A 22,564-nucleotide genomic window follows, 5' to 3' on the forward strand; every position below is an offset into this window, starting at 1 on the left:
GCGTTGGGCTGCGAAGCAGCCCCAAAACATAGTCCCGGAGCTGCCTGGCATACTGCGACGCTCCTATTGGGGGCTGCTGCGCAGCCCAACGCGGGGCAAGCCCGCTCGCCACAGTTACAGTGTTCCTCCTTAACTGACTGGCATTAGGCCCTCGCGCCCCGTTTTTTTTGATCGCAAAAAGCTGATTTCATGACAGTTTTGTTTCAATCCCCACTTTAGCTATGCGATGCTGGCGCCGAGCCCATTCGCCAACTACAGCTTAAGTACAAGACGTAGAACGGCACGCGGCAATTTTTCATTGGCTCCTTCTGGAGCCCACCTACACGGGGGGCCGAGCATGCTGACCTTGCTCAATCTGCTTTCCGCCGTGACCCTGCTCATCTGGGGCACGCACATCGTCCGTACCGGCATCCTGCGGGTCTACGGTTCCAACTTGCGCCAAGTCATCGGTCAGAACATGGCCAAGCGCTGGCTGGCGTTTATCGCCGGCATTCTGGTGACGGCCATGGTGCAGAGCAGCAACGCCACGGCCATGCTGGTGACGTCGTTCGTCGGCCAGGGCCTGATGGGGCTGATGCCCGCCATGGCGACCATGCTCGGTGCCGATGTGGGCACCGCCCTGATGGCACGGGTGCTCACCTTTGACCTGTCCTGGCTGTCGCCGCTGTTGATCTTCCTGGGGGTGATTTTCTTCCTGTCGCGCAAACAGACGCGGGCAGGGCAGTTGGGTCGGGTGGGCATCGGCCTGGGGCTGATCATTCTGGCACTGCAGTTGATCGTCGAAGCGGCGGGGCCAATCACCCATGCCCAGGGCGTCAAAGTCATCTTTGCCTCGCTGACCGGCGACATCCTGCTCGATGCCTTGGTCGGCGCCCTGTTCGCGATGATCTCCTACTCCAGCCTGGCCGCCGTGCTGCTGACCGCCACCCTCGCCGGTGCCGGTGTGATCGGCCTGCATGTGGCAATCGGTCTGGTGATCGGCGCCAATATCGGCAGCGGCGTGCTGGCGTTTCTCAGTACCAGCATGCAAAACGCAGCCGGTCGCCAAGTGGCACTCGGCAGCCTGCTGTACAAACTGATCGGCCTGTTGCTGATCATCCCGGTGCTCGACCCGCTCGTACGCTGGATGGATAACCTGGACTACAGCGCCCAGGGCATGGTCATCACCTTTCATCTGCTCTACAACGTCAGCCGCTGCCTGATCCTGCTGCCGACCATCGGCCCCATGGCGCGCCTGTGTGCCTGGTTGCTGCCCGAGCGTGAAGAGGTCAACGGCAAAGCCAAACCACGGCATCTGGACCCTACCGCCCTCACCACCCCTAGCTTGGCGCTAGCCAACGCCGCGCGAGAAACCCTGCGCCTGGGCGACCTGATCGACAATATGCTCACCGCCATGCAGGAAGTGCTGCGCGGCAAACAGACAGCGATCACCCAGGAAATGCGCAGCCTCAGCGACGATGTCGAAGCACTCTACAGCGCCATCAAACTTTATCTGGCGCAAATGCCGCGTGAAGACCTCAGCGAACAAGACAGCCGTCGCTGGGCCGAAATCATTGAACTGTCGATCAACCTGAAGCTGGCCGGCGACTTGATCGAACGCATGCTGCGCAAGGTCCAGCAGCAGAAAACGTCCCAGCGCCGACAATTCTCGGAGGTGGGCCTGGAAGAACTCACCGACCTGCACAGCCAGTTGATCGCCAACCTGCGCCTGGGCCTGTCGGTGTTTCTGAGCGCCGACCCGGAAAGTGCCCGCCAGTTGCTGCGCGAGAAACGCCGCTTCCGCGCGCAGGAGCGGCGCCTGGCCCACGCCCATGTAAGCCGTCTGCAGCGCAAGATCGTACAGAGCCTGGAAACCAGTTCCCTGCACCTTGAGCTGATTGCCGACATGAAGCGTCTGAACTCGTTGTTTTGCAGCAGTGCCTACGTCGTATTGGAAACGTCCGACACCGGCGCACTCTCGGCCGAAGATATTGCCGACATCACGCATTCCCCCTGAACGTAAGATGGCCCGTGAAGTCAGTTACAACTGACCTCACTCGCCAGGAAGCCAGTTATGCGTCGCCTGTTTTTCGTCTGCCTGCTGTTGGGCGCCGCTCATGCCTTTGCCTTTGACCGCTTGCAAGTCGAGGGCTACACCTTGCCCAACGGTCTGCAATTGCTGCTCAAACCCGGCACCGAGCGCGGGCATGTGGCTATTCGCCTGGTGGTCGGCGTGGGCCTGGATGACTTCCCGTGCGAAGACAAAGAGCTGCCCCATCTGTTCGAGCACTTGCTGTTCAGCGGCATCGATGGCGGCGGCGAGGGCGACCTAGAAGAGCGCATGCAGGCCCTGGGCGGCGAATGGAACGCCTACACCAGTAATGCGGACACCACCTTCGTGATCGAGGCCCCCGCGTACAACCAGCGCAAAGTGCTGGACCTGCTGCTGGCGATCCTCACCCGCACCGAGCTGACCGACGCCCACATCAATGCAGCCAAACAGGTGGTGGAGCGTGAGGACGGCGGCCATTACTCACGGCTGCAACGCCTGCTTGATCGCCAGGATCTGGGCCACACCGCCAGCAACCAGCTGGCCGTCGAACTGGGGCTCAAATGCGCCGAACGTGCCGAGGTCAATCACCTGACCCGCGATCAATTGCAAACGCTACGCAAGGACTGGTACGCGCCCAATAACATGACGCTGATCATCGTCGGCGACCTCGATAAACTGCTGCCGGCCTATCTCGAGCGCACCTACGGGCAACTGACGCCGGTCGAGCCCAGCGAACATTTGCCGCTGCCGCAGATCCAGCAAACGGCCGCCAGTCATCGCGAACTGATCCACGGTTGGGTAGGCAACAGCGCCAAATTGCACTGGCTGCTGCCGGAACCGGTACTGGACGACCAACATGATGAAACCTATGACCTGCTCAAGGACTACCTGGACTGGGCGCTGTACCGCCAGTTGCGCCTCAGGCATGGGTTGTCCTACGGCCCCTGGGCCGAGCGCGAAGTGCTCGGAGGCGTCGGCTTTCTGAGCCTGAATGCCGATCTTGAGCGCGAAAACCTCGACGAAGCCGAACAGGTGCTGCACGACCTCAAGGCGCAACTGCTCAAGGACGGCCTGGACCCGGCCACCTTTACACGCCTGCAACAAGCGGCCATCGCCCGACAAGCCTGGGCCGTGCAGGGCAACAGCGCACTGGCCGACTACTACTGGAGTGCCGCAGGCGACTACGACAACGGCCATTTCAGCGACCCCGCCAAGCGCATCAAGGCCATCAAGCTGGACCAGGCAAACCAGGCCTTGCGCGAGCTTCTCAAGCAACCGGGCTACTGGCGCATCGAAAAGCCGCTGTTCAGTTACGACACCCTCAGTTGGAGCGGCGCAGGCCTGCTGGCACTGATGGTGATCGGCTGGGTGGGCGTGCGCCGTTATCGCAAACGGGTTGAGTAATGAGGCACCGAACAGCAGCCTAAGACGCTATTCTGTCTAAGATTTCTCCTACACAGTGCGAACCGCCGAATGCCCAACCTGACCCACTATATCCAGCGCATCCTCGAACTGATGAAGCGCTACCCAGGGGTGATTGCACTCGGCGGCTTCATCTCGGGGGTAGGCAGCTTCATTCTGGTGGACCGTCAGCAGGGGATGGCCAGCTGGATCGCCGTGATCATGCTGGTGAGCTGGCTCTGGCTGATGCTCGAGAACAGTTTTACCCAACTGTTCACCAAACTCTTCAAGCGCGAGATCCCCGAGCCCCTGCTGCGCTACGCGACCCAGATGATCCACCAGGAAAGCCTGTTTTTCGTACTGCCGTTCTTCTTCGTCACCACCGCGTGGAACAGCGGCCAATCGGTGTTCACAGGGCTGCTCGGCGCGGCAGCGCTGGTGTCGATCATCGACCCGTTGTACTACAAATGGCTGGCGCCCAAGCGTTCACTGTTCCTGGCCCTGCACACCCTGACCCTGTTCGCCGCGCTGCTCACTGCGCTGCCGATCATCCTGCACCTGACCACCGCCGAGAGCTACAAACTCGCCCTTGGCGTGGCCATGGCGCTATCAATTCCAAGCCTGGCGGTGAGCATGCCGCTGCGCAGTCTTAAAGGTTGGGCCATGTTGCTGGGTGTTACTGCGGCCATTGGTTGTGCCGGCTGGTTCCTGCGCAGCTGGGTGCCGCCGGCCACCCTGTGGATGACAGAGGTGGCCATCAGCACCCAGCTGCAGGACCGTACGCCGGGACATGACCTCAAGGAAGTCTCCGCCGCACAACTGCGCAGCGGCGGGCTGTACGCTTATACCGCGATTAACGCGCCGCGCGGGTTGGATGAACGCATCTACCATGTGTGGAAATTCAACGGTAAGGAAGTAGACCGCATTGCCCTGGACATTCATGGCGGGCGCAAGGAAGGCTACCGTGCCTGGACCCACAAGCAGAACTTCCCGGGGGACTCGGCAGGGCGCTGGCAGGTCCAGGTATTGACCGAGGATGGACAGGTTATCGGCGTGCTGCGCTTTAAAGTCACCGACACAGCACAAACGGACAACCCACAGTAGGCAGCTTCGTGCTATTACGTAGGGCTTTGTGAAAACAGACACGCTCGCAGCTTATGACCACCCGCATCACGGCCGGCGCCGCCCATCTCGATACGTCCACCACCCCTCCGTTGCTCAGGATTACGGGGGACTGGACGCTTGCCCACTATGCGAGCCTGAAGAAGCTGTCGGACAAACTCGACGGCCAATACGATGCCGGCGCGCGTATCGACCTCAACGGGCTCGGTGCCCTGGACACCGCCGGCGCGTCGCTGCTGGTGGAACTGCTGGGGCCGACTCGCATCGAGCAATCCGCCGAGCAGACCGATTGCAGCCTGTCCGCCGCCGACCGCGCACTGCTTAAAACGGTGTATCGCTCCCTCAACGACTTCTGCGTGCCGGACAAAGCGCCCGAAGAAGCCACCGGTATTCAGGTGCTGGCGCGTATCGGCGCGGCCGTGGACAAGGTGTGGCAGGACAGCAAGCAACTGCTCGGCTTTATCGGCCTGATCCTCGAAACCCTGGCCCGCGGCCTGTTGCGCCCCAAACGCTGGCGCCTGACCCCGATGGTCGCTCACCTTGAACAGGTTGGCCTGGACGCCGCGCCCATCGTGGCCTTGCTCACGTTCCTGGTAGGCGCCGTGGTGGCCTTTCTCGGCGCCACCGTGCTTAAAAGCTTCGGCGCGACAATTTTTACCGTGGACTTGGTGGCGTTCTCTTTCCTACGGGAATTCGGCGTGTTGCTGACCGCGATCCTGATCGCCGGCCGCACCGCCAGTGCGTTTACCGCGCAAATCGGTTCGATGAAAGCCAATGAAGAAATCGACGCCATCCGCACCCTGGGCCTGGACCCGATGGAGCTGCTGGTACTGCCCCGCGTGCTGGCGCTGCTGGTGGCGCTGCCGATGCTGACGTTCCTGGCGATGCTCTCGGGGATTATCGGCGGCGGCGTGGTGTGCGCCGTGGCGCTGGATATTTCGCCGGCGATGTTTCTCTCGCTGCTGCAATCGGACATTGGCGTTCAACACTTTCTGGTAGGCATGGTGAAAGCGCCGGTGTTCGCCTTCCTGATCGCCGCCATTGGCTGCCTGGAAGGATTCAAGGTCAGCGGCAGCGCCGAGTCGGTCGGTGCGCACACCACTTCCAGCGTGGTGCAATCGATCTTTGTAGTGATCGTGCTGGATGCGGTCGCGGCGCTGTTCTTCATGGAGATGAGCTGGTGAGCCGTCTACACCGAACACCCGCCGAGGCGGTGATTGAAGTGCGCGGCCTGTGCAATCGCTTTGGCAGCCAAAGCGTGCATGAAAACCTCGACCTGGACTTGTACAAGGGCGAAATACTCGCCGTGGTCGGCGGTTCCGGCAGCGGTAAGTCAGTGCTGCTGCGCAGCATCGTCGGCCTGCGCCGGCCAAGCGAGGGTGAAGTGCGGGTGTTCGGCAAAAACCTGCCAAACCTGCCGGAACAGGAGCGTTCCCTGGTGGAACGGCGCTTTGGTGTGTTGTTCCAGAAGGGCGCGCTGTTTTCCTCGCTGACGGTGACCGAAAACGTCGCGCTGCCGTTGATCGAGCATGCGGGCCTCAGCCGTGCCGATGCCGAGCATTTGGCCGCGGTGAAGCTGGCGCTGGCCGGGCTTCCGCTGTCGGCGGCCGACAAGTACCCGGCGTCGCTGTCCGGCGGCATGATCAAGCGCGCCGCCCTGGCCCGCGCCTTGGCGCTGGATCCGGACATCCTGTTTCTGGATGAGCCCACCGCCGGCCTCGACCCGATCGGCGCGGCGCAATTTGACCAACTGATCCTGACCCTGCGCGACGCGTTGGGCTTGAGTGTGTTCCTGGTGACCCACGACCTGGACACGCTGTACACCATCACCGACCGCGTGGCGGTGCTGGCCCGGAAAAAAGTGCTGGTGGCCGATGCCATCGATGTCGTCTCGGAAACGGACGACGCGTGGATTCACGAATATTTCCACGGCCCCCGTGGCCGCGCGGCATTGGATGCCGCTCAATCGCTCAACGAGGTATGACATGGAAACCCGAGCCCATCATGTGATGATCGGACTGTTCAGCGTGATCGTGGTGGTCGGCGCCATGCTGTTTGGCCTGTGGCTGGCCAAGTCCAGCGTCGACAGCGCGTTCCAGGACTACGAAGTGGTCTTCAACGAAGCGGTCAGCGGTCTGTCACAGGGCAGCGCGGTGCAATACAGCGGCATCAAGGTGGGTGACGTGATCAGCCTGCGCCTGGATCCCAAAGACCCGCGGCGCGTCCTCGCCCGCATTCGCCTGGCCGGGCAGACGCCGATCAAGGAAGACACTCAGGCCAAGCTCGCGCTGACCGGCATCACCGGTACCTCGATCATCCAGCTCAGCGGCGGCACGCCACAAAGCCCCGAACTCAAGGGTAAGAATGGCAATCTGCCGGAAATCATCGCCTCGCCTTCGCCCATCGCGCGCCTGCTCAATAACAGCAATGACCTGATGACCAGCATTAATGTGCTGCTGCACAACGCCAACAGCATGTTCTCTGCGCAAAACGTCGAGCACCTGAGCAACACCCTGGCGCATTTGGAGCAAACCACAGGCGCCATCGCCGATCAGCGTGGCGATATCAAAGTGGTGATGCAGCAACTGTTGCAGGTCAGCAAACAGGCTACGGCTGCGCTGGAGCAGACGACCGTGCTGATGCGCAATGCCAATGGCCTGCTGAACGAGCAGGGCAAGCAGGCCTTCGGCAGCGCCGAACAGGCCATGAAGTCCCTTGAGCAAAGCACTGCCACCATCAATACCTTGCTGACCAACAACAAGGATTCGGTTAACAGCGGCATGCAAGGGCTCAACGAACTGGCGCCGGCCGTGCGCGAACTGCGCGAAACCCTCGGTTCGCTGCGCGCCATCTCCCGCCGCCTGGAAGCCAACCCCAGCGGCTACCTGCTGGGCAGTGACAAGAACAAGGAGTTCACGCCATGAAGCGTGCATATCAACTGATCGCCCCTATGGCCCTGGTGTTGATCAGCGCGTGTTCGATCCTGCCCAAGGCCGACCCGTCCGACGTGTACCGTCTGGCGTCGGCCCAAGCCACGGCCCAAGGCACACCGGTGAGTTGGTCGCTGCGCGTGACCAAGCCGCAAACCAGCGAATTTCTCGACAGCCCACGCATTGCCGTGGTGCCCAATGGCGACTTGATCAGCAGCTATGCAAACGCGCGCTGGAGCGATCCGGCTCCCGTGCTGTTGCGCAATCGCCTGCTCGACGGCTTCCAGCGCGATGGTCGGGTAACGCTGCTCAGCACCGACGACACCAACCTGCAGGCCGACTATGAGCTTGGCGGGCAGTTGCAGGCGTTTCAGAGTGAGTACCGAGGCCGCGCGGTGGACGTAGTGATCCGCCTCGACGCGCGATTGGTGCGAGGGAACGATCAACGGATTATTGCCAGTCGGCGCTTTGAAGTGCGCCAGCCGGTGAGCGATACCCAGGTGCCGGCGGTGGTGGCTGCTTTTGGTCAGGCTGGGGATCAGCTGAATAAGCAGGTGGTGGATTGGGTGGTGGCACAGGGCAACATGGGTGTGAAACGCTGAGGGCCTCATCGGGGGCAAGCCCCCTCCCACATTTGAATGTATTCACAGGCCAATAGGTGGGAGGAGCTTGCCCCCTATAGCTATCTAAGCCTCAGCCAAAGAACCAGTAGCACACCGAAATAGCCGCCACGACGCCGGCAAACTCAGCCAGCAATGCACAACCCACCGCATGCCGCGCGCGCTGGATGCCCACCGAGCCGAAGTACACCGCCAACACGTAGAAGGTGGTTTCGGTACTGCCCTGAATCGTCGCGGCTACCAGCGCCGGAAAACTGTCCACGCCCTGCGTCTGCATGGTTTCGATCAGCATCGCCCGTGCGGCACTGCCGGAGAACGGCTTGACCATGGCGGTCGGCAAGGCATCGACAAAGCGCGTGTCCATGCCCGTCCACGCCACCACATGGCGAATACCTTCAAGGCCGAAATCCAGCGCGCCGGAGGCACGTAACACGCCCACCGCACATAGCATCGCCACCAGGTACGGCAGCAGGTTTTTGGCGACGTCGAAGCCTTCTTTGGCGCCTTCGACAAATGCCTCGTACACCTTCACCTTGCGCAACGCGCCGATCAGCAGGAACAACATGATCAGGCCGAAGAGGGTCAGGTTGCCGAGAATCGACGACAACCCGGCCAGCGCCGTGGCGGACAGGGTCGCCAGTAACGCCATAAAGCCGCCCAGCACCAGCGCGCCGGGTATCAGATAGGCCAGCACCACAGGGTCCCACAACCGCAGGCGCTGCATGATGGCGACCGACAGCAGGCCCACCAGTGTCGACGCGCTGGTCGCCAGCAGGATCGGCAGGAACACCAGCGTCGGGTCGGCGGCACCCTGCTGGGCGCGATACATGAAGATGGTCACCGGCAGCAGCGTCAACGACGAGGCGTTGAGCACCAGGAACAGGATCTGCGCATTGCTCGCCGTGGTCGGCAGCGGGTTGAGTTCCTGCAGCGCCTTCATGGCTTTGAGGCCGATGGGGGTGGCGGCGTTGTCCAGGCCCAGGCCGTTGGCGGCGAAGTTGAGGGTGATCAGGCCGATGGCAGGGTGGCCAGCCGGCACTTCCGGCATCAGGCGACGGAACAAGGGGCCCAGTGCCTTGGCCAGCCAATCGACGATCCCGGCTTTCTCGGCGATGCGCAAAAAGCCCAGCCATAAGGTCAGGGTGCCGAACAGCAGCACCATCACTTCCACCGACAATTTGGCCATGGCGAAAATGCTTTCCACCATCGCCGCGAAAATCCCGGCGTTACCGCCCACCAGCCATTGCGCCAAGGCTGAGACCATTGCCACGACAAAGAAGCCAAGCCACAGGCCATTGAGCATCAGTTGAATCCCCTCGAATGATGGGGCGAATGATAGCGGGGCTGGCAGAAACGACAAACCCCGGATTTCTCCGGGGTTTGGGTCAGTGCCAGCGTGCGATCAACCGCGAGTGGCCTGAGCAGTCGGCATCGCCGGCTTACTGCGCCAGTGCGGCAGCGAGTTCCAGTAGCGCTCGCCCTTGGCATCGTCGTACATGCCTTCCCAACGGGAAATCACCAGTACCGCCAGGGCGTTGCCGATCACGTTCAGGGCGGTACGCGCCATGTCCATCACACGGTCGACACCGGCAATGAACGCCAGGCCTTCGAGCGGAATGCCCACACTGCCCAGGGTGGCCAGCAGCACCACGAAGGACACACCCGGTACGCCGGCGATGCCTTTGGAGGTGACCATCAGGGTCAGTACCAGCATCAATTGCTGACCGATCGACAGGTCGATGCCATACAGCTGGGCGATGAAGATCGCGGCGATGCTCTGATACAAGGTCGAACCGTCGAGGTTGAACGAGTACCCGGTCGGCACTACAAAGCTGCAGATCGCCTTCGGCGCGCCGTAGGCTTCCATCTTCTCGATCACGCGTGGCAACACCGTTTCGGAACTGGCGGTGGAGTAGGCGAGCACCAGCTCATCCTTGAAGATGCGCATCAGCTTGATCACCGAGAAGCCGAACAGGCGCGCGATCAGGCCCAGGACCACGAAGGCGAAGAACAGAATGGCGACATAAACCAGGATCACCAGCTTGGCCAGCGGCAGCAGCGAGGCGAACCCGAAGTTGGCCACGGTCACGGCGATCAGGGCGAATACACCGATCGGCGCGTACTTCATGATCATGTGGGTGACTTTGAACATGCTCTCGGACACGCCCTGGAACATCGTGACCAGCGGCTCGCGCAGTTCTGGCTTGAGGCTCGACAGGCCCAGGCCGAACAGCACGGAGAAGAAGATGATCGGCAGCATTTCACCACGGGCGACGGCGGCGAAAATGTTGGAGGGGATCAGGTTGAGGATGGTCTGGATAAACGCATGCTCGTGCTGCACCTCGGCGGCAGTCGCCTGGTACTTGGAAATGTCCACGGTACCCAGGGTACTCATGTCGATCCCGGCACCGGGATGGAACAGGTTGGCCAGCAACAGGCCGACCACGATGGCGATGGTGGTGACCACTTCGAAGTAAAGGATGGTTTTGACGCCGATGCGACCGAGTTTCTTCGCATCGCCGACACCGGCAATGCCGACGATCAGCGAGGAAATCACAATCGGGATCACGATCATCTTGATCAGGCGGATAAAGATATCGCCCGCCGGCTGCAGCACATTGCTGATCCACCAGGCCTTTTCGGCACTGAAATGGTTGAGCACTGCGCCGATTGCGATCCCCAGTACCAAACCGATGAGGATCTGCCAGGCGAGGCTTAGCTTTGCCTTCTTCATGTCATTACCCTTACTTCAAGTGGACTTAAGGCAAATGCGCCAGCTGGAACGCTCGAGAGCGAAAAAGTGTGAGCATCCGCCTCCATGGAAGGTCGCCGCCCGATGGCCGAAATGGCTTATTGGCAGGCGAAAAAAGGCGCAACTATTCCCATGCAAGGGGGCGACGTCTAATGCCGTAAACGCCTACCCTATGCCGAATCGGCATGGCTTTTTGCAATGATAACTGTCCGAACGGTCAGTTCAAATGCGACATATTGCCCGTTGAATATGCCGTAAAACGGCCAAACCAGGCTTATGCAGGGATGAAGGAGGGGTTGGATCGATCGGCACAAATGCCTGGGAATTCAGCTGTCTGGTGTCGGAAATGTCCTATACACCCGGCGAAACTTTCTCGATAGATGGTCAACGCGACACACCCAGTAATGGTTGAGAGCGAGCAAAACCAAAATAAGCGGCTATGGGCGGCATAAGGCACGCAGGACGCTGTAAGCCCGCCGCAAGTTCAGCAAGTCGATGACTTGTGAACTTGCGTCGCAGCTTGTCACCTGACCCGGCCCTTGCGCAGGCACTACCTGTACCCGTAGGTCACGCCGATCCCAATCGATCAGAGCGACCCGGCCCCCTGGTCATGCACGGCTCTTGTCGAATCGTGCAGCTAGAAAGAAGCGAGGGGCTTCTTTCTATGGACGCCGGCTCCGACTGCGGCAGCGCCGCAAGCGAAACCTAGTACCAATTCGGATCTTTCTTAAGCTGTTCCATCAGCAGTTTTTGCATGCCTTCGTCCGGCTTACCGATAAAACGGTAATCGGCATGCCGCGTAGGGGATTTGTCCGCCGGCAGGCCGGCAGGCACTTCCACCAACATGGCGTAGGCGTCTTCCTTGTCGAAGCTGAAAGCAACGATCAAGCGCTTGTTCAGGCAGGTGTCAGCGGTTTCGCAGAGCGGCCCGACCAAGTACTTATCGCCATCTTCTTCAACGGCGTTCATCTGTTCAGCCGTACCGGTCAGGTTCATTACCCATTCCGGCAAGCGCTCTTCTTTCTTCACCACGCCTTGCCAGGTTTCACGGTATTGCGGATCCGCGCTGAGCAATTCGTTGGCCCGCGTCTGGCCATCATTGGCGGCCATCGCCAGACCGCTGCCGCCCAGCAACAGGGCGGCAACAATGGCTTTGAGAGACAAAGTGCTCATATTCAGCCTCGGCCGCGACGACCAAAGAAGAACGAAGCAATGAACATCACCAGGAAGACGACAAACAGGATCTTGGCGATACCGGTTGCGGTGCCCGCGATACCACCGAAGCCCAGCACTGCAGCAACAATGGCGATGATCAGAAATGTGATTGCCCAACTCAACATGGTGATTCTCCTTACGCTTCTATTAGAGGTTACAGCGGTCATGCCGTACGGACGCCCGGTGCGGACGACCGCTTGTTTTGCTTAGAAAACCCACCGTTCCTGGGCTGGCAGCTGATCCAGGGTTGAATCCTGATCAGCCACTCGCAATTGCTTGACGCTGACCTCACCCGCAACACTGGCAACGGGACGGCCCTGCATCGAACTGAAATGGGTCTGCATCATGGCCGGACGCTCGAATACTTGGGCTTGCTGCTGACTCTCCTGCCAATGCTGAATGTGCTGGCCTGCAATCAACGTGACCATCAGGGCCAGGCTGGCAAACAGACCTTGCTGCAAGCGCAGTGGCGATACACGCAATTGGCTGAGGGTTTGGCGAGTCATGCTGCTGTTCTCCCGCATTCTGATTATTCATTCATGACGCTCTTGTGAGGGGATATTGCAGAGCCCATGCCAGGTTTTTAACAAAATAAAACCTTTTAAAATCAGCAGGTTATAGATTCATGCTCGATGACAAGGCCAGCATCCTGCACGATGCCCCCCTATAGGCCGTGCGAAATGCACGATGGTCAGCGGTCGGATCAACGGATAGAAAGCGGGGCCGTTGATGCCCAATTGAGCGCAAGGCGGGAAAACCCAGGCTGATCTCGCCCGTTGTAAGAAGATGCGCAGATACCTGCACGACGTTGCCGTTTATCGATCAGAATAAACCATGCAACTTGCCCGATTATTCCGGGACTAAACACCATCATTTATCAGTTAAGGAGCGCGGGACAGATGGAATCAGCCAAGGAACTTCAAGGCCGCATTCTTTTAGTGGATGACGAGTCCGCGATCCTCCGCACCTTCCGTTATTGCCTGGAAGATGAAGGCTACACCGTCGCCACCGCTAACAGCGCCGCCCAAGCCGACGCGCTGATGCAACGCCAAGTGTTCGACCTGTGCTTCCTGGATCTGCGCCTGGGCGAAGACAATGGCCTGGATGTACTGGCCCAGATGCGCATACAGGCGCCATGGATGCGCGTGGTGATCGTGACGGCGCACTCTGCCGTGGACACCGCTGTGGATGCCATCCAGGCCGGCGCCGCTGACTATCTGGTCAAGCCCTGCAGCCCGGACCAACTGCGTCTGGCTACGGCCAAGCAGTTGGAGGTGCGCCAACTCTCGGCTCGCCTGGAAGCGCTGGAAGGCGCCGTGCGCCAGCCCAAGGACGGCCTCGACTCCCATAGCCCGGCGATGATGGTGGTGCTGGAAACCGCGCGCCAAGTGGCCGGCACAGACGCCAACATCCTGATCCTCGGCGAGTCGGGCACCGGTAAAGGTGAACTGGCGCGGGCCATCCACGGCTGGAGCAAACGCTCGAAGAAGTCCTGCGTGACCATCAACTGCCCTTCGCTGACCGCCGAATTGATGGAAAGCGAACTGTTCGGCCATAGCCGCGGCGCGTTTACCGGCGCCAGCGAAAGCACCCTGGGCCGGGTCAACCAGGCCGACGGCGGTACGTTGTTTCTTGACGAGATTGGCGACTTTCCCCTCACGTTGCAGCCTAAACTCCTGCGCTTCATCCAGGATAAGGAGTACGAGCGCGTGGGCGATCCGGTGACCCGGCGCGCCGATGTGCGCATCCTCGCCGCCACTAACCTGAACCTGGAAGACATGGTGCGCGACGGCCGCTTTCGGGAAGACTTGCTGTACCGCCTCAATGTCATCACGCTCCACCTGCCGCCGCTGCGTGAGCGCAGTGAAGACATTCTGACTCTCGCCGACCGCTTCCTGGCCCGCTTCGTCAAGGAATACGCACGGCCCGCGCGGGGGTTCAGCGACCAGGCACGTGAAGCGCTGCTCAACTACCGCTGGCCGGGTAATATCCGCGAGCTGCGCAACGTGGTGGAGCGCGCGAGCATTATCTGCCCGCAGGAAAAGGTTGAAATCAGCCACTTGGGGATGGCCGAGCAACCGACCAACAACGCTCCGCGCATCGGTGCCGCGCTGAGCCTGGATGAGCTGGAAAAAGCCCACATCGGCGCCGTACTGGCCACCAGCGACACGCTCGATCAGGCGGCCCGCACCCTCGGCATTGACGCGTCGACGCTGTACCGCAAACGAAAACAGTACAACCTGTGAGCTGTACCTTATGAAGTTAGCGATGAAGCTGCGGACTCGGCTGTTCTTGAGTATCTCGGCGCTGATCACCGTCGCCCTGCTTGGATTGATCCTGGGCCTGGTCAGCGTCATGCAGATGGCCAAGACCCAGGAGTCACTGATCCGCAGCAATTTCGTCACCCTGGAACTGGGCCTGAAGCTGCGCCAGAGCCTGGGCGACCAGTTGATCCTGATGCTCGACGAACGCCCCAATCCAAAAGCCCTGGAGGCCTCCAAACAGCAGTATTTCGAACTGTTGGACGAAGGCATCGCCCATGAGCGGCAGGACGGCATGACCAGCGGATTCAGCCAGGCGCGCAGCGACTACCTGAATTTCCTCAAGGCCTTCGACGAATCCCAACCGGCCTCGCTGATCAGCGGCAATAACGACAAGCTCACCCAGACATTCAACGTGCTGCGCAACGGTTTGATCGCCGAGCACAAGCGCGCGCTGGAAGCCATCAATACCAGCGAGCGCAAATCCCGCGACCGCGCGCTGCTGATCGCTGGACTGATGGGCCTGGTGGGCCTTGCGGTGCTGATCATCGGTTTCGTGACTGCCCACGGAATCGCACGGCGCTTCGGCGGCCCCATCGAAGCGCTGGCCAAGGCTGCCGATAAAATCGGCCAGGGTGATTTCGAAGTCACACTGCCGATCTCGTCAGCGGCGGAAATGAACCAGTTGACCCGGCGCTTCGGGATCATGGCCGAGGCATTGCGCCAGCACCAAGCCACCAATGTGGACGAATTGTTGGCCGGCCAGCAGCGCCTGCAGGCGGTGCTCGACAGCATTGATGATGGCCTGTTGATGATTGACCGCCAAGGGCGCCTGGAACACCTCAACCCGGTTGCCCAACGCCAGCTGGGTTGGGACGAAGAACGCCTCGGCCAGGGCCTGGGAGAAGCGCTGTCGCGCCCGGAGCTGGATGAACAGCTGCACCTGGTGCTGCGCGGCGGCAACCTTGAGCGCGCGCCGGAAGATCTTGAAGTGGAAGTCGAGGGTGAGCTGCGCCTGCTGACCTACAGCCTGACGCCGGTGAGCCACACTCAGGGCCACATCCTTGGCGCGGTAATGGTCATGCACGACGTGACCGAGCAACGCGCCTTCGAACGTGTGCGCAGTGAATTTGTGCTGCGCGCCTCCCATGAGCTGCGCACCCCCGTGACCGGCATGCACATGGCGTTCGGGCTGTTTCGCGAGCGCGCCAAATTCCCCGCCGAGTCCCGTGAAGCGGACCTGCTGGATACGGTAAACGAAGAAATGCAGCGCTTGATGCAATTGATCAACGACCTGCTCAACTTCTCGCGCTACCAGAACGGCCTGCAGAAACTCACCCTCGGGCCCTGCGAGATTCCCGACCTGCTGGAACATGCCCGCGGGCGCTTCATTGAGCAGGCCAACGCGCAGCACATCGAACTGCTCATAGAAGCGCAGCCCGACCTGCCACGACTGTACGCCGACCGGGCGCAATTGGAGCGGGTGCTCGACAACCTGTTGGCCAACGCCCTGCGCCATACGGCCGACGGAGGCCAGATTCGCCTGCAGGCACGCCGTCATGGCGAGCGGGTGATTATCAGCGTCGAAGACAATGGCGAAGGCATTGCCTATGGGCAGCAAGGCCGCATCTTCGAGCCCTTTGTGCAAGTGGGCCGCAAAAAAGGCGGCGCCGGCCTGGGGTTGGCGCTATGCAAGGAGATCGTGCAATTGCACGGTGGCCGCATGGGCGTGTATTCGCGACCGGGGCAGGGCACTCAGTTCTACATGGCGCTGCCGCTCTAAGGGTCAGCGCCGGCTGAGGGCACGCAGGATCGCCGCACTTTCAGCATCCGGCGTGCCGTCGAACAACGCTGGCCGGAAATGCATCTGGAACGCCGCCAGCACATGCCGCGTGGCCACATCCAGTTCACCCGTTTGCGGGGTCTGGTAGCCCAGGCGAGCCAGCTCTTCCTGGAACCAGGTGATGCTTGGCAAACCCGCAGCGTACTGCAGCTTGAACCGCGCTACTGCCTGCGCATCCGGCCACATACCCAGCCCTTCATCGGCCAGGCGCTTCCACGGGAACAGCGGCCCCGGGTCGAGCTTGCGCAGCGGCGCTATATCGCTATGGCCGATGATATTTTTCGGGTCGATGCCGTTGCGTTTGCTGATGTCTTTGAGCAGCACGATCAACGCTTTCACCTGCGCGTCCGAATACGGGTACCACAGGCGCCCTGTCGGCGTATCCGTGTAACCGGGGTTCACGATCTCAATACCGATAGAGCTGGAGTTGAGCCAGGTGCGGCCCATCCATTCACTCTCACCGGCGTGCCAGGCGCGCTGGCTTTCATCCACCAGCTTGTAGATGGTTGCCGAAGCGTCATCGCCGATCAGGTAATGGCTGCTCACCTGCCCGTGGGTCAACAGGGCCAGGGAACGTTCAAGATTGGCCGAGGTGTAGTGGACGACCACGAATTGCACGCGGTTGTCATAGTTGACCGAAGGGTGGCTGGTATTCAGGCGCGGGCCGCTGGCGCAACCGGCGAGCAGAAGAACCGCAAAGGCGAAACAAAGGGATTTCATGGCGGAGAACAGTACACTGAAGACGATAATGCAACAGTGTAACGTACCGCTTGAGGCGCAGCGGGCAATTTACACAGAAGGAACATCTTAAGCCGCCTGCACCTGATTGCGCCCCGCCGCCTTGGCTCGATACAACGCTTCATCGGCACGCTTGAGCGCCAACTCACTGCGCTCGCCAGACTGCAACTGCGCCACGCCCATCGAGACCGTGACCGTCACCCGTTCGCCCTTGAAGTGGAACGGACAGGCCTGAATCGCCTCACGCAATCCTTCCCCAACCGCCAAGGCGTCGGCCAGGGACGAGTCGGGCATCAGCAACACAAACTCTTCACCGCCAAAACGCGCGATAAAATCGTTAGGCCGCAGACGTTTGCTCAACACGCTGGCGATGATCTTCAACACCTTATCGCCGGCCAGGTGGCCGTAGCCGTCGTTGATGCGTTTGAAATGGTCCAGGTCCAGCATGGCCAGTGAAAGGTTGTTGCCGCGCTGGTGCCACGCATTGATTTCGTGGTCCAGGCGCTCGCTCCAGGCCGCGCGGTTGGGCAAGCCGGTCAGGGGGTCGATCAGGGCTTTCTGGCGCTGCACTTCCAAGTGCTCACGGTAGCCCTGAGCTTCCTGCTCCATGTTGGCGACCCGCTCGGCCAAGCCTTTGAGGCGCGCCGCCACTTCCTGCTCGCGCTGGTCGCGTTGTTGCTGATGCTGGTCCATGGTGCCCAGCAGACCCTCCAGATGGTTCTCCAGCAGCTGCTTGAGGCTGTCCAGGTCGGCGGCGTCCTGAACGCTGCTTTGCAGGCCGTCGACCTGTTCGCGAATCTGCGTATCCAGCTCCCGCGCGGCGCAGTTACTGTCGGCGTGTTCATCAGTGGCGACCTTCAAGTGCCCCTGGAAAGCTTCCAGGCGTTCATTGAGCCGCTTGAGATAAGCCTCGAACTCATGCTGGCCACTGTCGGTAATCGCCAGCATCAGGATCGCCAGATCATCCAGGATCGGCAGCAGCTCGTACCAGTTCAAGCCGTTGGCCAAGCGCTCGCGCAGGGCTTCGGCCTGGGGTCGATGACGCTCCGGCAGGTCCAGCTCTTCGAGCAGGCCAATCAACGTGTCTTCGATGTGCTTGGCCACGGAGCTGTAGGAAGGCTCCGGCGAATCCGGTAACGCATACTGGGCGTCCGCTTGCAGCTCGTCGGGGTCGAGCGACTCGACACTCAGCACAGGAGGAAGCGAGAGGCTACCGATAGCGGTTTCCTGCGGCGCCTCAGGTGCATCGTGCTCGTCTATAAAAGCGGCCAGGGCGCTTTCAGAGGGCGGCGCTTGCGTCGGCGATTCCGGGAGCTGCGCGGGTGTCGCGACAGCGTCGGGCAGCTGCGCCACTGCGTTGGCTTGGACCGGAGCCTCGTAAATAAACGTTTCGCCAGTGACGTGGGCAGGCTCGGCTGGCGTATCGGCAGCGGGTTCTGCGGCAGCAGCTTGCGGCGCAAAGGCACGCAAGGCGTGAGTCAATTCCTCGGATTGCTCCGACTCCTGGGGCTCAACGGGAACCTGGGGCACGGCAGGGGGTGCCGCAGCGGGCGAGGCAGGCTCGCCGGCGGCAGGCTCACTGACGGCTTCCTTGGTACCGAACAACCGCTGCAGAAGCCCAGGCCCGGGCCGCGCGATTTCGCCATCCGGCTCCAGGTTATCCAGCGCCTGCCCCTGCAGCCCGCTCAGTTCGCTGAGCAACAGGGGGATCTCCCGAGCCTGGCCGACACGACTGTCCAATTGCTTGGCAAAGGCTTTCAGCGGGCGCGCCACTTCGCGGGGCAGCGGTAATTTCTGTAACTGCGTGACCAGCGCGGTGAGCGCGGTATTCATCTGCTCCACCCGCGTCTCGCGGCGCTGCTCCGAGTCCAGCACGGCCTTTTCGAGGCGCGGCAGCAAAGCAGCAAGGGCGGCGTCCATGTCGTCGGTGCGCACCACGTCACGCATTTCCTTCATGCACTGGTCAACGGCGCGATCGGTGCCTTCCGCCGCCAGAGTGCTGCGTACCAGCCCCCGGCGCAGCAAGTCCAGACGTGCGGCCCAGCGGCGCTCGAGCTTTTCTTGTTGCTCAACGCTTAACAGGTATTTTTCTTTCCAGCGCTGGGCATCGTCGCTCATGCAAGAGGTCCGCGAGGGCCTGGGCTCAACGCGGGTAATGCATCCGCCGTGAGCGAACCCGGCAGACGTATTTCTACCGCGACCGGCAGGTGATCGGAAATGGGCTGCGCCAGCACCTGCACGCTTTCAAGCGTGAGGGTAGGGCTGAGCAGGATATGGTCAAGACAGCGTTGCGGGCGCCAGCTCGGGAATGTGGCTTCGGCCTGTGGCGCCAGCAAGCCGAGGTCACGCAGCGGGGAATTCAAAAGCAGATCGTTGGCATGGGTGTTCATGTCCCCCATGAGCACCTGATGCTTGTAGTTGCCGATCATGTCGCGCACATAGGCCAGCTGCAGATTGCGCGTCCGCCCCCCGAGCGCCAGGTGCATCATGACCACGACCAGGGCTTCCGGTCCTTCGCCGAAACGCACAAGGATCGCACCACGCCCCTTGGGGCCTGGCAGCGGATGGTCTTCGATAGCGGACGGTTTGAGGCGGCTGAGCACGCCGTTGCTATGTTGCGCCAGACGCCCGAGGTTGCGATTGAGTTGCTGGTACCAATAGGGAAACGCCCCAAGCTTGGCCAGGTGTTCCACCTGGTTGATGTAGCCGGAGCGCATGCTGCCGCCATCGGCCTCCTGCAGCGCCACCAGGTCGAAATCGCTCAGCAGGTCGCCGATCTTCTGCAGGTTGCCGGCCCGCCCGTTGTGCGGCAGCAAGTGCTGCCAGCCACGGGTGAGGTAGTGTCGATACTTCTCGGTGCTGTTACCGACTTGGATATTGAAGCTGAGCAGGCGCAGGCGGCTGTCTGCCGCCAGGCCCGTGGATTCCAGATGATCCTCATTGACCCGCGCATCATGCAGGCCAACGACGCGTTCGGTACCCCAGCGGCGCATGACAGGCCCCTTACTTGGCTGCGCGCTCTTTGGCGATCAGCTGGTCGGCGACGTTGAGGGTCTGTTCAGGACCACCGGTGGAGCCCAGGTCGAAACGGTATTTGCCGTTGACGATCATGGTCGGAACGCCTTGCACGCCGTACTTCTGCGCCAGCTCCCTGGCCTGTTTGATCTGGCCCTGGATGGCGAAGGAGTTGAAGGTGGCCATGAACTTGTCTCTGTCGACACCCTGAGTGGCAACGAAGTCAGCCATGTCATCAGGCTTGGTCAGGCGCTTGCCTTCTTTCTGGATAGCATTGAACACCGCATTGTGGACCTTGTGCTCAACACCCATGGCTTCCAGGGTCAGGAACAGTTGGCCGTGGGCGTCCCACGGGCCGCCGAACATGGCCGGAATGCGCTTGAAGTTAACGTCTTTCGGCAATTTTTCAACCCATGGGTTGATGGTCGGTTCAAAAGCGTAGCAATGCGGGCAGCCGTACCAGAACAGCTCAACCACTTCGATCTTGCCCGGCACCGAGACTGGCACTGGGTTGGCCAATTCAACATAGGTTTTACCGGCTTCAAGCGGCACGTCGGCAGCTTGCGCGGTCATGCCGAAAAGGCTGGCAGTGACGAGAGCGGCGCTGAGGATCAGATTACGCATGCTTTACTCCTGGACAAATAAAGTCGCCTCACGCGACCTTGGTTGTGACCGGTCTACGCGGGCATGAGTTCGTTAGTGTAACGGCAGCGGCCACAAAAAAGGGCGGCCAAAGCCACCCTTTTTATGCTTGCATCGCTGTATTAATCGAGCGTTAACGTCGCCGCGTCGATCAGTGCAGGCCCTGGATGTAACTGGACACGGCCGCGATGTCCTCGTCGCTGAGCTTGCGGGCGATGGTGCGCATGGTCATCGCATCGCCATCGTTGGCACGGCCGGCTTCTTCCTTGCGGAAATCGGTCAGTTGCTTGGCGATGTACTGCGCGTGCTGGCCACCCAGATGTGGGAACCCGGCGGCGGCATTACCCGCGCCATTGGGCGAGTGGCAACCGGTACAGGCCGGCAGGCCTTTGTCCAGGTCGCCGCCACGGAACAGCTTCTCCCCGCGCGCCACCAGCTTCGGATCGGCAGCTCCCACACTGCCTTTCTGGCCGGCGAAATAGGCGGCGAGATCCGCCAGGTCCTGATCGCTGAGGTTGGTCAGCAAGCCGGTCATTTCCAGCACCGTGCGCTTGCCGCTCTTGATGTCCTGCAACTGCTTGGTCAGGTAACGTTCACCCTGGCCGGCCAGCTTGGGGAAGTTCGGCGCCGGGCTGTTGCCATCCGGCCCGTGGCAAGCACCACACACGGCGGCTTTCGCCTGGCCCGCAGCAGCGTCGCCTGCAGCATGGGCCACACCGGTGATGCCCAGGGTCAACAGCAGACTCACGATCAGTTTGTTCATCAGCTAATCCAACTACGGCTAAGGGGTTTAAGAGTTATCTACCGGGTCTACTCACCATCAACTCAATGACGGCCTGGTAGTCCTCAGTACTGCAGTCCATGCACAAACCACGCGGCGGCATTGCCTTGAAACCCTGTGTCACGTGCTGCACCAGCGTGTCCATGCCTTGCGCCAGTCTTGGCGCCCAGGCTGCCGCGTCACCCCGCTTCGGGGCGCTCGGCAACTGGCCAGCATGGCAAGCCCCGCAAACTCGGTTGTACAGCGCCTCCGGATCCTGTGTAGCCTGCGCGCCATAAAGCGGTATCAGGGCTCCGAACGCGAGCAACCAGCGGGTCATACGTCGACCCATTCAGGGTTTGAGAGCGTTTTGCGTTCTAATGCGCAATAAAGGTCTATCGCTCCCGTGAACTTCATCCTTCGCTGGGACAAAGCACACACAAAATCTGCGGCATTATATACTGGCGCTACTGAAACGGAAACGACACCGCTTGCCGCACCCTTTTTCGGCACCGCCCACATCGGAAATCTCATGCAACTCAAGAATCCCATCCTCGGCCTGTGCCAACAGTCCACGTTTATGCTCAGCGCTGCCAAAGTTGACCAATGCCCCGATGACGAAGGCTTCGAAGTCGCCTTCGCCGGCCGCTCCAATGCCGGTAAATCCAGCGCCCTGAACACCCTGACTCACGCCAGCCTGGCGCGCACCTCGAAAACCCCGGGTCGCACGCAACTGCTCAATTTCTTCAAGCTAGACGATGATCGGCGTCTGGTCGACCTGCCGGGCTACGGTTACGCAAAAGTACCTATCCCGTTGAAGCTGCACTGGCAGCGTCACCTGGAGGCTTATCTGGGTGGCCGGGAGAGTTTGAAGGGCTTGATCCTGATGATGGACATCCGTCATCCAATGACCGACTTCGACCTGCTGATGCTCGATTGGGCCGTTGCCAGCGGCATGCCGATGCACATTCTGTTGACCAAAGCCGACAAGCTGACCTACGGCGCCGCCAAGAACACCTTGCTCAAAGTGCAATCCGAAATCCGCAAGGGTTGGGGCGACACGAGCACCATCCAATTGTTCTCCGCCCCTAAGCGCCTGGGCTTGGAAGAGGCTTACACCGTTCTCGCGGGCTGGATGGAATTGGCCGACAAGGGCGCGGAAATCGCTGAATAACTTTTCTGCAGGCAAAAAAAACCCCGGACTTCTTATGGGGAGGGGAAGTTCGGGGTTCA

General features: G+C 60.9%; 21 protein-coding genes. 10 read left to right on the top strand and 11 right to left on the bottom strand.

Annotated elements, in window-relative coordinates:
- The first annotated feature begins 337 nt into the window (after positions 1–337).
- From G7025_RS05905 to G7025_RS05935, 7 genes are all read left to right on the top strand, one after another.
- Entirely contained in the window at positions 338–1,996 is a 1,659-nt protein-coding gene (locus tag G7025_RS05905; RefSeq protein ID WP_181077372.1) for a Na/Pi cotransporter family protein, read from the top strand.
- Positions 1,997–2,053: 57 nt separating this feature from the next.
- A complete protein-coding gene (locus G7025_RS05910; protein ID WP_181077374.1) occupies positions 2,054–3,436 on the top strand; it encodes a M16 family metallopeptidase in 1,383 nt (460 codons plus the stop codon).
- A gap of 69 nt (positions 3,437–3,505) precedes the next feature.
- Positions 3,506–4,537, top strand: a complete 1,032-nt coding sequence (locus G7025_RS05915) for a DUF5924 family protein (protein ID WP_181077375.1) — start codon at positions 3,506–3,508, stop codon at positions 4,535–4,537.
- 53 nt (positions 4,538–4,590) lie between these two features.
- Positions 4,591–5,739, top strand: a complete 1,149-nt coding sequence (locus tag G7025_RS05920; RefSeq protein WP_181077377.1) for an ABC transporter permease — start codon at positions 4,591–4,593, stop codon at positions 5,737–5,739.
- On the top strand, positions 5,736–6,539 hold the full coding sequence (locus tag G7025_RS05925) for an ABC transporter ATP-binding protein (RefSeq protein WP_181077379.1): 804 nt from the start codon (positions 5,736–5,738) through the stop codon (positions 6,537–6,539). Before G7025_RS05920 ends, G7025_RS05925 begins: the two co-directional genes overlap by 4 nt.
- Before the next feature lies 1 nt (position 6,540).
- A complete protein-coding gene (locus G7025_RS05930; RefSeq protein WP_181077381.1) occupies positions 6,541–7,479 on the top strand; it encodes an MlaD family protein in 939 nt (312 codons plus the stop codon).
- The gene (locus G7025_RS05935) at positions 7,476–8,087 is read left to right on the top strand and encodes an ABC-type transport auxiliary lipoprotein family protein (protein WP_181077382.1); all 612 of its coding nucleotides are present in this window, start codon (positions 7,476–7,478) and stop codon (positions 8,085–8,087) included. Before G7025_RS05930 ends, G7025_RS05935 begins: the two co-directional genes overlap by 4 nt.
- A gap of 91 nt (positions 8,088–8,178) precedes the next feature.
- Here G7025_RS05935 and G7025_RS05940 read toward each other — a convergent pair whose 3' ends face one another.
- The 5 genes from G7025_RS05940 to G7025_RS05960 all read right to left on the bottom strand — a co-directional run bounded on the left by G7025_RS05940 (position 8,179) and on the right by G7025_RS05960 (position 12,578).
- Entirely contained in the window at positions 8,179–9,408 is a 1,230-nt protein-coding gene (locus tag G7025_RS05940; protein ID WP_181077384.1) for a nucleoside recognition domain-containing protein, read from the bottom strand.
- Between the two features lie 99 nt (positions 9,409–9,507).
- Positions 9,508–10,839 (bottom strand): glutamate/aspartate:proton symporter GltP, encoded by a 1,332-nt coding sequence (gene gltP, locus G7025_RS05945; RefSeq protein WP_181077386.1) that lies wholly within the window; start codon positions 10,837–10,839, stop codon positions 9,508–9,510.
- Positions 10,840–11,562: 723 nt separating this feature from the next.
- Positions 11,563–12,030: an inhibitor of vertebrate lysozyme family protein gene (locus tag G7025_RS05950; RefSeq protein WP_181077387.1), complete on the bottom strand. Its 468-nt coding sequence runs from the start codon at positions 12,028–12,030 to the stop codon at positions 11,563–11,565.
- Between the two features lie 2 nt (positions 12,031–12,032).
- Positions 12,033–12,197, bottom strand: coding sequence for a DUF1328 domain-containing protein (locus tag G7025_RS05955; protein WP_003170804.1), 165 nt, complete (start codon positions 12,195–12,197; stop codon positions 12,033–12,035).
- Between the two features lie 81 nt (positions 12,198–12,278).
- Positions 12,279–12,578: a hypothetical protein gene (locus tag G7025_RS05960; protein WP_181077389.1), complete on the bottom strand. Its 300-nt coding sequence runs from the start codon at positions 12,576–12,578 to the stop codon at positions 12,279–12,281.
- Between the two features lie 393 nt (positions 12,579–12,971).
- On the opposite strand from G7025_RS05960, the gene algB reads away from it, so the two are divergent.
- Positions 12,972–14,318 carry a sigma-54-dependent response regulator transcription factor AlgB gene (gene algB / locus G7025_RS05965; protein WP_124384508.1) on the top strand — a complete coding sequence of 449 codons (1,347 nt, stop codon included), beginning with the start codon at positions 12,972–12,974 and terminating at the stop codon, positions 14,316–14,318.
- A 10-nt stretch (positions 14,319–14,328) separates the two neighbouring features.
- Positions 14,329–16,116: a KinB sensor domain-containing domain gene (locus G7025_RS05970; protein ID WP_181077390.1), complete on the top strand. Its 1,788-nt coding sequence runs from the start codon at positions 14,329–14,331 to the stop codon at positions 16,114–16,116.
- A 3-nt stretch (positions 16,117–16,119) separates the two neighbouring features.
- Here the strand turns inward: G7025_RS05970 and G7025_RS05975 are convergent, their stop codons facing one another.
- The 6 genes from G7025_RS05975 to G7025_RS06000 all read right to left on the bottom strand — a co-directional run bounded on the left by G7025_RS05975 (position 16,120) and on the right by G7025_RS06000 (position 21,671).
- The gene (locus G7025_RS05975) at positions 16,120–16,896 is read right to left on the bottom strand and encodes an N-acetylmuramoyl-L-alanine amidase (RefSeq protein WP_181077392.1); all 777 of its coding nucleotides are present in this window, start codon (positions 16,894–16,896) and stop codon (positions 16,120–16,122) included.
- A gap of 87 nt (positions 16,897–16,983) precedes the next feature.
- The gene (locus G7025_RS05980) at positions 16,984–19,032 is read right to left on the bottom strand and encodes a GGDEF domain-containing protein (RefSeq protein ID WP_181077394.1); all 2,049 of its coding nucleotides are present in this window, start codon (positions 19,030–19,032) and stop codon (positions 16,984–16,986) included.
- Positions 19,029–19,907: an endonuclease/exonuclease/phosphatase family protein gene (locus G7025_RS05985; protein WP_181077395.1), complete on the bottom strand. Its 879-nt coding sequence runs from the start codon at positions 19,905–19,907 to the stop codon at positions 19,029–19,031. The genes G7025_RS05980 and G7025_RS05985 overlap by 4 nt, the downstream gene beginning before the upstream one ends.
- A gap of 10 nt (positions 19,908–19,917) precedes the next feature.
- Positions 19,918–20,553, bottom strand: coding sequence for a thiol:disulfide interchange protein DsbA/DsbL (locus tag G7025_RS05990; protein WP_181077397.1), 636 nt, complete (start codon positions 20,551–20,553; stop codon positions 19,918–19,920).
- A 169-nt stretch (positions 20,554–20,722) separates the two neighbouring features.
- The gene (locus tag G7025_RS05995) at positions 20,723–21,334 is read right to left on the bottom strand and encodes a c-type cytochrome (protein WP_181077399.1); all 612 of its coding nucleotides are present in this window, start codon (positions 21,332–21,334) and stop codon (positions 20,723–20,725) included.
- Between the two features lie 34 nt (positions 21,335–21,368).
- Complete coding sequence (locus G7025_RS06000; protein ID WP_181077401.1) at positions 21,369–21,671, bottom strand: c-type cytochrome; 303 nt, start codon at positions 21,669–21,671, stop codon at positions 21,369–21,371.
- Between the two features lie 192 nt (positions 21,672–21,863).
- Between G7025_RS06000 and yihA the strand changes: the two genes are divergently transcribed.
- Positions 21,864–22,505 carry a ribosome biogenesis GTP-binding protein YihA/YsxC gene (gene yihA, locus G7025_RS06005; protein WP_181077402.1) on the top strand — a complete coding sequence of 214 codons (642 nt, stop codon included), beginning with the start codon at positions 21,864–21,866 and terminating at the stop codon, positions 22,503–22,505.
- Positions 22,506–22,564 lie beyond the last annotated feature (59 nt).

The sequence above is a fragment of the Pseudomonas lurida genome, assembly GCF_013522705.1.
GTDB classification, from domain to species: Bacteria; Pseudomonadota; Gammaproteobacteria; order Pseudomonadales; family Pseudomonadaceae; genus Aquipseudomonas; species Aquipseudomonas quebecensis.